Here is a 14,052-nt window from a genome sequence, read left to right on the forward strand (position 1 = left end):
CGGCCGATGCCACCATTTACCGATCTTCTGAGACAATCGAACGGTCGGTTGACGAACTTACCCACTTTCTCAAGCCGCATGTCCGCAAAAACAAAAGCCGAATCCGCCGCTGCCGCCAGGTCGGAAGCCGCCGTGCCGAGCGCCGATCGTCCGGCCGAGCGCGCGGCGTGGTTGCGCTCCGAGCTGGAGCGCGCGAACTACGCGTATTACGTGCTGGATCAGCCGGATCTGCCCGACGCCGAATACGACACGCTGTTCAAAGAGCTTCAGGGCATCGAGGCCGAACATCCGGACCTGATCACGCCCGATTCTCCGACGCAGCGCGTAGGCGGTGAAGTCGCCGAAGGTTTCACGCCGGTCGTCCACGACGTGCCGATGCTTTCGCTCAACAACGGCTTCGCGGACGAGGACATCGCCGCATTCGACAAGCGCGTGTCCGACGCGCTGGGTCACGTGCCCGTCGAGTACGCGTGCGAGCTGAAGTTCGATGGACTCGCGATTTCCCTGCGCTACGAGGACGGCCATTTCGTGCAGGCCGCGACGCGCGGCGACGGCGCGACCGGCGAAGACGTCACGGCGAACGTGCGAACCATTCGCTCGATTCCGCTCACGCTGAAGGGCAAGAACGTGCCGAAGCGGCTCGACGTGCGCGGCGAAGTGCTGATGTTCAAGCGCGACTTCGAGCGCCTGAACGCACGCCAGCGCGACGCCGGGCAGCGTGAATTCGCCAATCCGCGCAACGCGGCGGCGGGCGGTTTGCGCCAGCTCGACCCGAAGATGACCGCGCAACGCTCGCTGTCGTTCTTCGCGTACGGCATTGGCGTGCTGGAAGGCGCCGAGATGCCGGCCACGCATGCGGCGCTGCTCGACTGGTACAAGGAAATGGGCTTGCCGGTGAATGCGGAGCGCGCGGTCGTGCAGGGCGCGGATGGCTTGCTCGCCTTTTTCGGCAAGGTCGGCGAGAAGCGCGAGAAGCTGCCGTATGACATTGATGGCGTCGTCTACAAGGTCGATCGGCGCGATGAGCAGGACAAGCTTGGTTTCGTGTCGCGCGCGCCGCGCTTTGCGCTCGCGCACAAGTTTCCCGCGCAGGAAGCGTTGACGGAGTTGCTCGCGATCGACGTGCAGGTGGGCCGCACCGGCGCGATCACGCCGGTCGCGCGGCTCGCGCCGGTGTTCGTCGGCGGCGCGACGGTCACCAACGCGACGCTGCACAACGAGGACGAGGTGCGCCGCAAGGACATCCGCATCGGCGATACGGTCATCGTGCGGCGCGCGGGCGACGTGATTCCTGAAGTCGTCGGCGCGCTGCTCGAGCGCCGTCCCGCCGACGCGGGCGAGTTCGTCATGCCGACGCAATGCCCGGTCTGCGGATCGAAGATCGAGCGTCTGCCGGACGAGGCGATCGCGCGCTGCACGGGCGGGCTGTTCTGTCCGGCGCAGCGCAAGCAGGCGCTGTGGCATTTCGCGCAACGCCGCGCGCTCGACATCGACGGGCTCGGCGAGAAGATCATCGATCAGCTGGTCGAGCAGAATCTGGTGCGTACGCCCGCTGATCTCTTCAATCTGGGTTTCTCGACGCTCGCGGCGCTCGACCGTTTCGCGGACAAATCCGCGCAGAACCTGATCGATTCGCTGGAAAAGGCGAGCAAGACGACACTCCCGCGCTTCATCTATGCGCTGGGCATCCGGCACGTGGGCGAATCGACGGCGAAGGATTTGGCCAAGCATTTCGGCTCGCTCGATCCGATCATGGCGGCGTCCGTGGAAGAGTTGCTCGAAGTCAATGATGTCGGTCCGATCGTTGCTGAGGCCATTCACAACTTCTTCGGCGAAGCACACAACCAGCATGTGATCGAGCAGTTGCGTGCGAAGGTGTCATGGCCGGAAGGACCGCCCGCGCCCAAGGCGCCGCAGGGCGTGCTGGCGGGCAAGACCGTCGTGCTGACGGGCACGCTGCCCACACTGTCGCGCGAGCAGGCGAAGGAAATGCTGGAGGCGGCCGGCGCCAAGGTGGCCGGCTCGGTATCGAAGAAGACCGACTACGTCGTGGCGGGCGCCGATGCGGGCAGCAAGCTCGCGAAGGCCGAGGAACTCGGGGTTCCGGTTCTCGACGAAGACGGCATGCACAAGCTTTTGGAAGGAGTCACTCCATGATTCGCGAAATCCTGAAGATGGGCGATCCGCGCCTTTTGCGCATCGCGCAGCCGGTCGAGCATTTCGACACGCCCGAACTGCACGCGCTCGTGCAGGACATGTTCGACACCATGCGCGACGCCAACGGCGCGGGCCTCGCCGCGCCGCAGATCGGCGTCGACCTGCAGGTCGTGATCTTCGGCTTCGGGCACAACGAGCGTTATCCCGACGCGCCGTCGGTGCCGGAGACGGTGCTCATCAACCCGATCATCACGCCGAACGGCCATGACATGGAGGAGGGCTGGGAAGGTTGCCTCTCAGTGCCTGGCTTGCGCGGCGCGGTGCAGCGCTTCTCGATGATCCGCTATCAGGGCTTCGACCAGTACGGCAGCGCGATCGAGCGGCTGGCCGAGGGCTTTCACGCGCGCGTCGTGCAGCACGAGTGCGACCATCTGATCGGCAAGCTCTATCCGATGCGGATCACCGACTTCTCGAAATTCGGCTTCACGGAAGTGCTCTTTCCGGGGCTCGATCCGGTGCGCGACGAGTAACGCCGCGCGTTTCGGGCCGCAACGAAATCGAGTGGAAGGCCGCTTCGCGAGGAGCGGCCTTTTCTTTACGCCAGCGTCTTGGTACTGCCGGTGACGTCGGGCTGACGGAACAGGGCGACGTGCTCCGGATTCGCCGACGCTTGCAGACGTCCGTCGGGCAGGCGCGCGACGACCATCTCGCCGACGCCGGGGCTCATCACGACGACTTCGTCGCGCAGGGCGAGCAGGGCTTCGAGACGTCGTCGGCCGCTTACGATCTCCAGACCGGTTCCTGTCTCACGAACGATGATCTCAACTGACATGGCGATTCTCCCTCAATGCCGTTCAACGATGCTGATCCTGCCGTCTTCCACCTGACCCGGCGTGCATCCGCCTGACAGGTGTATCGGATCGATGATTCATTTTCTTTAATCAGAAAGCGGCAGGAAACAAAAAGGCACGATCGGGACTGCATCGTGCCCATTTTTGTCGCATTTTTGCGACGCAGCATGAGTCCGCACGTACGTTCGGTCGACGTACGCGCGGACGTTTCGGTTTGCTTAGAAACTCTCGTTCGATGCGAGATAGCGCCATTGACCCGGCGGCAGGGCGCCGAGTGCGACGTGGCCCATGCGGACGCGTTTCAGGCCGACGACTTCCAGCCCGACCAGTTCGCACATACGGCGAATCTGACGTTTCTTGCCTTCACGCAGCACGAAGCGAAGCTGTTCGCCGTTCTGCCAGCTTACCTGCGCCGTTTTGAGCGGCACGCCGTCGAGTTCTAGACCGTGACGCAGCAACGCGAGCTGCTCGGCGGGCAGATGCTGATCGACATCGACCGTATGCTCGCCGAAGCGCACGCGCACGAGATATTCCTTGTCGACTTCCGAATGACCGCCGATCAGTTGCTTCGCGATGCGGCCGTCCTGCGTGAGCACGAGGAGGCCCGTCGAATCGATGTCGAGGCGGCCTGCGGGCGCGAGCGTGCGCAGATGTCCCGGCGTGAAGCGGATTCCCGAACGGTCCTCGTTCCAGTGATTGGCCTGATTGATGAGCGTCACGGCCGGCTCGTAGCCGTCTTCCGCCTGTCCCGACACGTAGCCGACCGGCTTGTGCAGCAGGATCGTGACGAGTTGCGATTGCGCGGAGCGCGCGGCGGGCAGCACCTCGATGTTCTGGGTCGGACGGATGCGCGAGCCGAGCGTGTCGATGACTTCGCCATCGACGAGCACCCAGCCCTTTTCGATCCACTCGTCGGCTTCGCGGCGTGAGCAGAGGCCGAGTTCCGACATCACCTTGGACAGGCGGACGAGGCCATCGTGATGGTCGCGGTGCTTCGGTGCGGATTCCGCGGCGGGTGTTGCTGGTTTAGCTTCGGACTTCGGCGAAGGCTTGCGCGTGTCGCTGCGGTCTTCGCGTTTGGCAAACGGGCGGTCGCCATCGTCGCGGCGCGGCGGGCGGGTTCCGGGCGCGCGGTCCTCGCGAGGTTTGAACGGGCGGTCTTCGGGCGATCTGCGCGCGCCGCGCTCGCCGAATGCGGGGCGCGAATCGTCGCCGCGCGGTTTGAACGGGCGACGTTCTTCGCCTGCTGGCGGTCGGCCTTCGAACGACTTGCGCGGTCCGCGCTCGCCGAACGGCGGGCGCGAATCATCGCCACGCGGTTTGAATGGGCGACGTTCATCGCCTGCCGGCGGACGACCTTCGAACGACTTGCGTGGCCCGCGCTCGCCGGACGGCGGGCGCGAGTCGTCGCCACGCGGTTTGAATGGGCGGCGTTCATCGCCTGCCTGCGGACGGCCTTCGAACGACTTGCGCGGTCCGCGCTCGCCGAACGCCGGACGCGAGTCATCGCCACGCGGTTTGAATGGGCGACGGTCATCGCCTGCCTGCGGGCGGCCTTCGAACGACTTGCGCGGCCCGCGCTCGCCTGACGCCGGGCGCGAATCATCGCCACGCGGTTTGAACGGGCGGCGTTCTTCGCCTGCCGACGGACGGCCTTCGAACGACTTGCGCGGTCCGCGCTCGCCGAACGCCGGACGCGAGTCATCGCCGCGCGGTTTGAACGAGCGACGTTCGTCGCCTGCCTGCGGACGGCCTTCGAACGACTTGCGCGGTCCACGCTCACCAAACGCCGGACGCGAATCATCGCCACGCGGTTTGAATGGGCGACGTTCATCGCCACCCGACGGACGACCTTCGAACGACTTGCGCGGCCCGCGCTCGCCGGACGCCGGACGCGAATCGTCGCCACGCGGCTTGAACGAGCGCGGTTCGCGCTTGCCCTCCGCCGGCTGGCCCGCGCGCTTCGGACGCGCCTCCTCCGGCGCGCTCGCGCGAGCAGGCTTGCGCCCGGTGGTCGTGCCGGCACGAACCGGGGAGCGCGTCGCCGATGTGGGACGCGGATGTTTGGCTGTCAGTTTGACGCGCATAAATTCTCAGGCTGCGATCGCGCGCAGCAGTTCGGTTTCCACCTGGATCTGGGTGCGGTTGTTCGACAGGCTCTTGCCGTCGATCAGGAATACGTCCTCGACGCGTTCGCCGAGGGTGTTGATCCGTGCCGCCTGCACGCCGATCCGGTGTTGCGCCAGCACGCGCGCGATCGAATAAAGAAGGCCCTGCCGGTCGTTGGCCGACACGGACAGGATGTAGTACTGGCCGCGATCGTCGGGACGCAGGTCCACGCGCGGCGTAATCGGAAACGTGCGGACGAGCCGCGACAAGCGACCCTTCGACGGTTCCGGCAGAATGCGTTCGTCCGCGAGCAGCGCGGCCAGTTGCTGTTCGACGAGATTGGCGATGTCCCGATAACTCCCGTCGTGATCCGGATGCGCGACGAGGAAATTGTCGAGCGCGTAGCCGTGGCGCGTCGTCGTCACGCGCGCATCGAGCACGGACAGGCCGTTCTTGTCGAAATATCCGCAGATGCCGGCGAACAGATCCGGCCGGTCCTTCACGTAGACGAGCACCTGCAGCGCCGCGCCGATGGGCGAGGGCCGCGCACGCACGATCGGCTCATCGCTCTCGACGTGACGGTAGAGCACGCGCGTCTGCCACGCGATATCGGCCGGATCGTGACGCAGAAAATAGCCGACATCGAGTTGATCCCACAAGCGCTTTTGCGCGTGCTCCGGCACGGTTTCGAGCCGCAGGAGCGCGAGCGCGGCTTCCTGACGCGACTTGAGTTCCGAGTGCGTGTCCGGCTGCGCGCCGCCCAGCACCGCGTGCGTCGCGCGGAAAAGATCTTCCAGAAGCTTGCCCTTCCAGTTGTTCCAGACCTTCGGACTCGTGCCGCGGATGTCGGCGACGGTCAGCAGATACAGCGCCGTGAGCCGCCGCTCCGTCTTCACGACCGAGGCGAATTGCTTGATGACTTCCGGATCGCTCGTGTCCTGTTTCTGCGCGACCTGGCTCATCGTCAGATGCTGCTGCACGAGCCACACGACGAGCTCGGTATCTTCGGCGCCGATGTCATGCTCGCGGCAGAAGCGCCGGGCGTCGGCCATGCCGAGCGTCGAATGGTCGCCGCCGCGGCCTTTGGCGATATCGTGGAAAAGCGCTGCCACGTAGAGCACCCACGGGCGCTCGAAGTTGCCCATCAACTGGCTGCAGAACGGATACTCGTGCGCGTGTTCGGCAATCGCGAAGCGCCGCAGATTGCGCAGCACCATCAGGATGTGCTGGTCGACGGTGTAGACGTGATAGAGATCGTGCTGCATCTGCCCGACGATGCGCCGGAAATTCAGCAGATAGCGCCCGAGCACGCTCGTCTGGTTCATCAGGCGGAACGCGTGCGTGATGCCTTCGGGCTGCTTCAGGATTTCCATGAAGAGCCGGCGGTTTTCGGGATCGCGCCGCCAGTCGCGGTCCATCAGGTCGCGGGCGTTGTAGATCGCCCGCAACGTGCGGGCGGAAAAGCCCTTGATGCCGCGCGTCTGCTCGTAGAGCAGGAACGCTTCGAGAATCGCGTGCGGCTCGCGCTCGAAGACATCGTCGCGGGCGATTTCCAGCATCCCTTGCTTCTCGACGAAGCGCCCGGAAATGACGCGGGTGATGCCGCTCGTCGACGGGAAAAGCTGCGCTTCGACGTTCTGGATCAGGATCGTCGCGAGCTGCGTCACGGCTTTGGCGGCCCAGTAGTAGCGGCGCATCAACTGCTCGCTCGCGCGCTTGGCGGCAGTCGCCTCGAAGCCGAAGCTCTCCGCGAGCGGCGTCTGCAGGTCGAAGACGAGAATGTCCTGGCGGCGCTTCGCGATCACGTGCAGCCGCGCGCGCAGCGCCTTCAGGAAGCCTTCGTTGCGGCGCAGTTCACGCGCTTCGCGCTCGGTGATGAGCCCGCGCAAGTCGAGTTCGCGCCAGCTGCTGCCGAAGCCGGCCGCGCGCGCGATCCACAGAATCAGTTGCAGATCGCGTAGCCCGCCCGGACTTTCCTTGATGTTCGGTTCGAGGCTGTACGGCGTGTCCTGGAATTTCGCGTGCCGCTGGCGCATTTCCAGCACTTTCGCCTGAAAGAACGCGCGCGGGTCGAGTGTTTCGCGATAGCGCGCCGAGAAGCGCTGGAACAGCTGCGTATCGCCGCAGATGCGCCGCGCTTCCAGCAGCGACGTCTGCACCGTGATGTCGTTGCCCGCCTCGGCGATGCATTGCTCGACCGAGCGCACGCTGCTGCCGATGTCGAGCCCCAGATCCCACGCCATGCCGATGAAACGTTCGACGCGGCCGTTCAGTTCGGCATCGTTCGTGTGCGGCGAAGCCTCCGGGAGGAGCACGAGGATGTCGACGTCGGAATAGGGCGCGAGCTCGCCGCGCCCATAGCCGCCGACCGCGACGAGCGCGGCGCCGTCGGGCATGTCGCAGGCGGCCCAGGCGCCTTTGAGGGCGTCGTCGGTGGCGCGGGCGAGGGCGTGCATCAGCGGCTCGACGTTCGAGGTCGCCTCGAAGCGTACGATCAGCGCCGCCTTCGCCGCCTTGTAGGCGGCGCGCAACGTTTCACAGGGCGTGGCGATGGCGGCAGTGACGCTCATGGATGGACCGGACGGTGACGAGGAACGGCGAAGGGATGCGCCCGCGTGCAGCGATGGCGGGCGCCGGAAGACGCGGAATCAGGCGGTGGCCGCGATCAGTTGCGACGGCGCCTGCGTGTCCGCCGAGACGGTCAGCACTTCGTAGCCCGTCGGCGTGACGAGCACGGTGTGCTCCCACTGCGCCGAAAGGCTGCGGTCGCGCGTCTTGACGGTCCACTGGTCGGGCATGGTGCGGATTTCGCGGCGGCCGGCATTAATCATCGGCTCGACGGTGAAAATCATGCCCGCCTGCAATTCGATGCCCGTGCCCGGACGGCCGTAGTGCAGCACTTGCGGCTCCTCGTGGAACACCTGCCCGATGCCGTGGCCGCAGTATTCGCGCACGACGCTGTAACCCTGCGCTTCGGCGTGCTTCTGGATCGCCGCGCCGATATCGCCGAGATGCGCGCCGGGGCGCACCTGATCGATGCCGAGCCACATGCAGTCGAAGGTCGTCTGCACCAGGCGTTTCGCCAGAATCGAGCCCTCGCCCACGATGAACATGCGGCTCGTATCGCCGAAATAGCCGTTCTTGATGACGGTGATGTCGATATTGAGCGCGTCGCCGTTCTTCAGCACTTTCTCGCCGGGGATGCCGTGACAGATCACGTCGTTCACGGAGATGCAGGTGGCTTTCGGGTACGGCGGATAGCCGGGCGGCTGATAATTGAGCGGTGCGGGAACGGTGCCCTGTTCCTTCACCATGTATTCGTGGCAGAGGCGATCGAGTTCCTCGGTCGTCACGCCGGGCGTGATGTGCGGCGTGATGAAATCGAGCACTTCGCTGGCGAGCCGGCAGGCGACGCGCATCTGCGCGATATCGTGGTCGTTTTTCAGCGTAATGGACATGACTTGGCTCAGAAATGCGTGTATGCGGCAGTGAGCCGCGAAAGCGGCATTATCGCACCTTAAGAAATGCGCCGCACCCGGATAGTTTGGGGCCGCAAGCGCGGTGGCAAGGTGCCGGCGGGTGCGCGCGGGAAATCCGGTCCGGTCGTGCGGCTTGAGCCGACCAATCCTCACATGCTATACTCGCAGGCTAAGTCGTAATCCATCTTGCCGTCACGATCTTCCGGGACAATCGGATCATCTGAACGCAGTCACGGATCACGGCTTGGAATGTAGTTTCAAGTCGATTAGCAAGCCGGCGCACCCAGGGTGTCCGGCGTCCGGAAAGCGAAAAAACCGGGCGCGGGATGCGGCAGCCGGCTTAAGACCCAACCCTCGCGGAGAATTTCCATGGCAGTCACGATGCGTCAAATGCTGGAAGCGGGTGTCCACTTCGGTCACCAAACGCGCTTCTGGAACCCCAAGATGGCCCCGTACATCTTCGGTCATCGCAACAAGATTCACATCATCAACCTCGAAAAGACCCTGCCGCTCTACAACGACGCGCTGAAGTACGTGCGCCAGTTGGCAGCGAACCGCGGCACGATTCTTTTCGTCGGCACGAAGCGCCAGTCGCGCGACACCATCGCGCAGGAAGCAGCGCGCGCCGGTATGCCGTTCGTCAACGCTCGCTGGCTCGGCGGCATGATGACCAACTTCAAGACGCTGAAGGTTTCGATCAAGCGCCTGAAGGACATGGAAGCAGCGCTGGAATCGGGTGAAACCGAGCGCATGAGCAAGAAGGAAGCGCTTCTGTTCGAACGCGAAATGGCCAAGCTGCAAAAGTCCATCGGCGGCGTGAAGGACATGGGCGGCATTCCTGACGCAATGTTCGTCATCGACGTCGGCTACCACAAGATTGCTGTTACCGAAGCGAAGAAGCTCGGCATTCCGGTCATCGCCGTGGTCGACACGAACCACTCGCCGGAAGGCATCGACTACGTGATCCCGGGTAACGACGACGCGTCGAAGGCCGTGGCACTGTACGCCGAAGGCGTCGCTGACGCGATCCTCGAAGGCCGCGCGAATGCGGTGAACGACGTGGTCCAGGCCGTGCGCAACGGCGAAGGCGACGAGTTCGTCGAGGTCAACGCAGAGGCGTAAGCGCGCCCTGCGGCCGACAAAAAAGGGGGCTTTGCGAAAGGCCCCTTTTTTTTAGCCGAAGCGATAGAAATGCCAATTTTCCTGCCGTGGGCGAGTAGTCAAGGCCGGCGGCACGTATCAAACAGACTCAAGGAGCGAATGATGGCGGCAATTACCGCAAGCATGGTGGCAGAACTGCGCGCGAAGACCGATGCGCCGATGATGGAATGCAAGAAGGCGCTGACGGAAGCCGACGGCGACATGGCGCGCGCGGAAGAGCTGCTGCGCGTGAAGCTCGGCAACAAGGCGAGCAAGGCGGCATCGCGCGTGACGGCTGAAGGCATCGTGACGGCGCACGTCGAAGGCGGCGTGGGCGCGCTCGTCGAGCTGAACTGCGAAACCGACTTCGTCGCGAAGAACGACGATTTCCTGGCCTTCGGCAAGACGATCGCCGAACTGGTCGCCAAGCACAACCCGGCCGACGTGGCCGCGCTGTCGGCGCTGCCGCTGGAAAGTTCGACGGTCGACGCCGTGCGTCTGGCGCTCGTCGGCAAGATCGGTGAGAACCTGTCGATCCGCCGTTTCGTGCGCTTCGAGTCGGCCAACAAGGTCGCGTCGTACCTGCACGGCACGCGTATCGGCGTGCTGGTCGAGTTCACGGGCGCTGACGACCAGGTCGGCAAGGATGTCGCGATGCACGTCGCCGCGATGAAGCCGGTTTCGCTGTCGTCGGACGAAGTGCCGGCCGATCTGATCGCCAAGGAGCGCAGCATCGCCGAGCAGAAGGCCGCCGAGTCGGGCAAGCCGGCCGAGATCGTCGCGAAGATGGTCGACGGCTCGGTCCAGAAGTACCTGAAGGAAGTGTCGCTGCTGAACCAGCCGTTCGTGAAGAACGACAAGCAGACGATCGAACAAATGCTCAAGGCTGGCAACGCGTCGGTGCAGAAGTTCGCGCTGTTCGTGGTCGGCGAGGGCATCGAGAAGCGTCAGGACGACTTCGCAGCCGAAGTTGCGGCGCAAGTCGCGGCGGCCAAGCAGTCCTAAGGCAGCCTAAGGCTCGCTTAAGGCGCGTGTGCTGTCATAACGCGGCCGCGCGCCGGCCCGGCATGACCCGCGGCGGAACGTCCCGCCGCCCGTATTCAGCGATCCGGTTCGCACCAGAGCGGGCGCGGTGAACTAGGGGTAAACCCTGATTCACCGCGCCCGCCGCCCGATCCGGCCCGCTTGCAGTAAGCATTGTTTCACCCCTACAGTTCTACGTTGTTGCAACCCTCCTCGGCGCGATCGGAAACTCATATGCCCACAGCCTACAAACGCGTACTCCTCAAACTCTCCGGCGAAGCCCTGATGGGCGACGATGCTTTCGGCATCAATCGCGCAACGATCGAAAGGATGGTGGCGGATGTCGCGGAGGTGGTGCGGATCGGCACGCAACTGGCCGTCGTGATCGGCGGCGGCAACATCTTTCGCGGCGTGGCGGGCGGCGCGGCCGGCATGGACCGCGCAACCGCCGACTACATGGGCATGCTCGCCACGATGATGAACGCCCTCGCGCTGCAGGACGCGATGCGTCACGCGGGCATCGAGGCGCGCGTGCAGTCGGCGCTGCGCATGGATCAGGTGGTCGAACCTTATATCCGCCCGCGCGCGATCCGTCAGCTGGAAGAAGGCAAGGTCGTGATCTTCGCGGCCGGCACCGGCAACCCGTTCTTCACGACGGACACGGCAGCCGCGCTGCGCGGCTCGGAAATCGGCGCCGAAGTGGTGTTGAAAGCGACGAAGGTCGATGGCGTATACTCCGCCGACCCGAAGAAGGATCCGCACGCGACGCGCTACAGCACGATCAGCTTCGACGAAGCGATCGGCCGCAATCTGCAGGTGATGGACGCCACGGCGTTCGCGCTGTGCCGCGACCAGAAGCTGCCGATCCGCGTGTTCTCGATCACGAAGCCGGGCGCATTGAAGCGCATCGTGCAGGGCGACGACGAAGGGACGCTCGTCCACGTGTAAACTCACGCGATATCAGGCGCCGCGCGGCATGGCAAACGCCGCGCGCGAAAATGCGCCGCTTTTCGCCAGTAAAACCCAGGTTTGGAGGTTCAAATGAGTGTGGCTGACATTAAAAAGGGCGTCGACCAGAAGATGCAGCGGTCGATCGAAGCGTTCAAGGCCGATCTCGCCAAGATTCGCACAGGGCGTGCTCACACGGGCCTGCTCGACCACATCCAGGTCGATTACTACGGCTCGAATGTGCCCATCTCGCAAGTCGCGAACATGACGCTCGTCGATGCGCGCACGATCGGCGTGCAGCCGTGGGAAAAGAAGATGGTCCCGGTGGTCGAGAAGGCGATCCGCGAATCGGATCTCGGTCTGAACCCGGCAACCCAGGGCGACCTCATCCGCGTGCCGATGCCCGCGCTGACCGAAGAGCGTCGCCGCGAACTCACGAAAGTCGTGAAGAGCGAAGGCGAAACCGCGAAGATCGCCGTGCGCAATCTGCGCCGCGACGCGAACGAGCAACTGAAAAAGCTCGTGAAGGACAAGGAGATTTCGGAAGACGACGAGCGCCGCGCAAGCGACGACGTGCAGAAGCTCACCGACAAGTTCGTCACCGAGATCGACAAGCTCGTTCAGACCAAAGAAGCCGAAATCATGACGGTGTGAGGCCGTAGAAACGGTTCTGCCAGCCTCGCGCGCGCATGCTGCGAGGTTGGCTCTCACTCCCTCCGATTCCCAGATTCAGCGGCCATGACCTATACCAGCTCTACCGTTACCGTGCCCGATGTCGCGGCTGTCCCGCGTCACGTCGCGATCATCATGGACGGCAATGGCCGTTGGGCGACCGAGCGGCGCCTGCCGCGCGTCGCCGGTCATACGCGCGGCGTCGACGCGGTTCGCGCAACCGTCGAGAGCTGCGCGCGGCGCGGTGTCGAATTCGTCACGCTGTTCGCGTTCAGCTCCGAAAACTGGCGTCGTCCGACCGACGAAGTGTCCTTCCTGATGCGCCTGTTCGTCACCGCGCTCGAGCGCGAAATCGGCAAGCTGCACGCGAACGGCATCCGCCTGCGCGTCGTCGGCGACATCGCCATGTTCGACGACCGCATCCGCGCGCTCATTCAGCGCGCCGAGACCAAGACGGCCCGCAATACCCGCCTCACGCTCACTATCGCCGCCAACTACGGCGGGCGCTGGGACATCATGCAGGCTACCAAGAAGCTCATCGCGCAATCGCTCGAAACCGGCGTGCCGGCGCGCGTGGACGACGAATCGTTCGCCGAGCATCTCGCGATGGCTTACGCGCCGGAGCCGGATCTCTTCATCCGCACGGGCGGCGAGCAGCGCATCAGCAACTTCCTGCTGTGGCAGCTCGCGTACACCGAGCTTTATTTCACCGATACCTACTGGCCCGACTTCGACGCCGACGCGCTCGATCGCGCGATCGCGTCCTACGGCGACCGTGAGCGCCGCTTCGGGCGCACGAGCGCGCAGCTCGCTTCCCAATCGCAGAAGGCCGACACCCTTTCATGCTAAGAACCCGTGTCATCACGGCAATCGTCCTGCTCGCGGTACTCGTGCCGGTCACGCTGTTCGCGCCGGTGGGCGCGTTCGGAGCCCTGATCGGTTTCGTCGTAGTGTTCGCGGCATGGGAATGGGGGCGTCTGCTCAAGCTGAACGGGGCGGGGCCGGTGGCCTACGCGCTGGTCGCGGGCGTCGCGCTGATTTTCAGCGCCTTTCTGGGCGTCGCGCCCAGGCCGCTGTTTCAGATGGCGGCGATTTTCTGGGTCCTCGCGGGTCCTTTTGCACTCATACGAAAGCCGCAACTCGCAAGCGGCGCGTGGCGCGCGTTCCTGCTTTTCGCCGGAATCGTCGTGTTCGTCGCGTGCTGGCACGCGGTCGTCGCGGCCCGCACGGTGGGTGTGGCGTTCGTGCTATCGCTTCTGCTAGTAGTCTGGCTGGCTGACATAGGCGCATACTTCGCCGGAAAAGCGCTCGGCCGCCACAAACTCGCCCCGTCGATCAGCCCGGGCAAGACCTGGGAGGGCGCCCTCGGCGGGTGGCTCGCCGTTGTCATCATCGGCGCGCTCGCCGCGGCCACCGGCTTTTATGCACCCACCGTGTTCACGGCTTTCGTCGAGCATCTCGGCTGGGATCGCTCGTTCGTCGCGCTTTCCGTGCTGGTCGCGTTCAGCGTGGTCGGCGACCTGTTCGAGTCGCTGCTCAAGCGCCAGGCCGGCGTCAAGGATTCGAGCGGGCTCCTGCCGGGTCATGGCGGCGTCCTCGACCGCATCGACGCCTTGTTGCCCGTATTGCCGATCGCAATGCTGATGCTTGGCTAATCGGCTAGAGAAGAATTT

Annotated in this window: 12 protein-coding genes; 8 read left to right on the top strand and 4 right to left on the bottom strand. The window is 64.6% G+C overall.

Going from position 1 to position 14,052, the window contains the following annotated elements; genetic code table 11:
- Window positions 1-78 precede the first annotated feature (78 nt).
- A complete protein-coding gene (gene ligA / locus NK8_RS05730) occupies window positions 79-2,157 on the top strand; it encodes an NAD-dependent DNA ligase LigA (RefSeq protein ID WP_213227997.1) in 2,079 nt (692 codons plus the stop codon).
- Window positions 2,154-2,687 carry a peptide deformylase gene (gene def, locus NK8_RS05735; protein ID WP_061175663.1) on the top strand — a complete coding sequence of 178 codons (534 nt, stop codon included), beginning with the start codon at window positions 2,154-2,156 and terminating at the stop codon, window positions 2,685-2,687. Before ligA ends, def begins: the two co-directional genes overlap by 4 nt.
- 65 nt (window positions 2,688-2,752) lie before the next feature.
- On the opposite strand, the gene NK8_RS05740 is transcribed toward def, so the two are convergent.
- The 4 genes from NK8_RS05740 to map form a co-directional block, all read right to left on the bottom strand.
- Window positions 2,753-2,989 (bottom strand): hypothetical protein, encoded by a 237-nt coding sequence (locus tag NK8_RS05740; protein WP_143328056.1) that lies wholly within the window; start codon window positions 2,987-2,989, stop codon window positions 2,753-2,755.
- Window positions 2,990-3,226: 237 nt separating this feature from the next.
- Window positions 3,227-5,095, bottom strand: coding sequence for a pseudouridine synthase (locus NK8_RS05745; RefSeq protein ID WP_213227999.1), 1,869 nt, complete (start codon window positions 5,093-5,095; stop codon window positions 3,227-3,229).
- A 6-nt stretch (window positions 5,096-5,101) separates the two neighbouring features.
- Window positions 5,102-7,687, bottom strand: coding sequence for a [protein-PII] uridylyltransferase (locus NK8_RS05750; protein ID WP_213228001.1), 2,586 nt, complete (start codon window positions 7,685-7,687; stop codon window positions 5,102-5,104).
- Window positions 7,688-7,765: 78 nt separating this feature from the next.
- On the bottom strand, window positions 7,766-8,575 hold the full coding sequence (gene map / locus NK8_RS05755) for a type I methionyl aminopeptidase (protein ID WP_162065461.1): 810 nt from the start codon (window positions 8,573-8,575) through the stop codon (window positions 7,766-7,768).
- Window positions 8,576-8,965: 390 nt separating this feature from the next.
- Between map and rpsB the strand changes: the two genes are divergently transcribed.
- The 6 genes from rpsB to NK8_RS05785 all read left to right on the top strand — a co-directional run bounded on the left by rpsB (window position 8,966) and on the right by NK8_RS05785 (window position 14,034).
- Window positions 8,966-9,718 (top strand): 30S ribosomal protein S2, encoded by a 753-nt coding sequence (gene rpsB, locus NK8_RS05760; RefSeq protein WP_061175658.1) that lies wholly within the window; start codon window positions 8,966-8,968, stop codon window positions 9,716-9,718.
- A 141-nt stretch (window positions 9,719-9,859) separates the two neighbouring features.
- Window positions 9,860-10,741 carry a translation elongation factor Ts gene (gene tsf / locus NK8_RS05765; protein WP_213228003.1) on the top strand — a complete coding sequence of 294 codons (882 nt, stop codon included), beginning with the start codon at window positions 9,860-9,862 and terminating at the stop codon, window positions 10,739-10,741.
- 252 nt (window positions 10,742-10,993) lie between these two features.
- Window positions 10,994-11,707, top strand: coding sequence for a UMP kinase (gene pyrH / locus NK8_RS05770; RefSeq protein WP_061175656.1), 714 nt, complete (start codon window positions 10,994-10,996; stop codon window positions 11,705-11,707).
- 93 nt (window positions 11,708-11,800) lie between these two features.
- Window positions 11,801-12,361 carry a ribosome recycling factor gene (frr, locus tag NK8_RS05775; RefSeq protein ID WP_162065462.1) on the top strand — a complete coding sequence of 187 codons (561 nt, stop codon included), beginning with the start codon at window positions 11,801-11,803 and terminating at the stop codon, window positions 12,359-12,361.
- 84 nt (window positions 12,362-12,445) lie between these two features.
- On the top strand, window positions 12,446-13,228 hold the full coding sequence (gene uppS, locus NK8_RS05780; protein ID WP_061175654.1) for a polyprenyl diphosphate synthase: 783 nt from the start codon (window positions 12,446-12,448) through the stop codon (window positions 13,226-13,228).
- Complete coding sequence (locus NK8_RS05785; RefSeq protein ID WP_162065463.1) at window positions 13,222-14,034, top strand: phosphatidate cytidylyltransferase; 813 nt, start codon at window positions 13,222-13,224, stop codon at window positions 14,032-14,034. Before uppS ends, NK8_RS05785 begins: the two co-directional genes overlap by 7 nt.
- Window positions 14,035-14,052: the final 18 nt, after the last annotated feature.

It is taken from the genome of Caballeronia sp. NK8, from assembly GCF_018408855.1.
GTDB lineage: Bacteria > Pseudomonadota > Gammaproteobacteria > Burkholderiales > Burkholderiaceae > Caballeronia.

Bases quoted from the DNA above. Each gene is read 5' to 3' on its own strand.
- NK8_RS05745 (WP_213227999.1), bottom strand. From the start codon at position 5,095: ATGCGCGTCAAACTGACAGCCAAACATCCGCGTCCCACATCGGCGACG.
- NK8_RS05785 (WP_162065463.1), top strand. From the start codon at position 13,222: ATGCTAAGAACCCGTGTCATCACGGCAATCGTCCTGCTCGCGGTACTC.
- NK8_RS05750 (WP_213228001.1), bottom strand. From the start codon at position 7,687: ATGAGCGTCACTGCCGCCATCGCCACGCCCTGTGAAACGTTGCGCGCC.
- pyrH (WP_061175656.1), top strand. From the start codon at position 10,994: ATGCCCACAGCCTACAAACGCGTACTCCTCAAACTCTCCGGCGAAGCC.
- NK8_RS05740 (WP_143328056.1), bottom strand. From the start codon at position 2,989: ATGTCAGTTGAGATCATCGTTCGTGAGACAGGAACCGGTCTGGAGATC.
- frr (WP_162065462.1), top strand. From the start codon at position 11,801: ATGAGTGTGGCTGACATTAAAAAGGGCGTCGACCAGAAGATGCAGCGG.
- uppS (WP_061175654.1), top strand. From the start codon at position 12,446: ATGACCTATACCAGCTCTACCGTTACCGTGCCCGATGTCGCGGCTGTC.
- map (WP_162065461.1), bottom strand. From the start codon at position 8,575: ATGTCCATTACGCTGAAAAACGACCACGATATCGCGCAGATGCGCGTC.
- tsf (WP_213228003.1), top strand. From the start codon at position 9,860: ATGGCGGCAATTACCGCAAGCATGGTGGCAGAACTGCGCGCGAAGACC.
- rpsB (WP_061175658.1), top strand. From the start codon at position 8,966: ATGGCAGTCACGATGCGTCAAATGCTGGAAGCGGGTGTCCACTTCGGT.
- ligA (WP_213227997.1), top strand. From the start codon at position 79: ATGTCCGCAAAAACAAAAGCCGAATCCGCCGCTGCCGCCAGGTCGGAA.
- def (WP_061175663.1), top strand. From the start codon at position 2,154: ATGATTCGCGAAATCCTGAAGATGGGCGATCCGCGCCTTTTGCGCATC.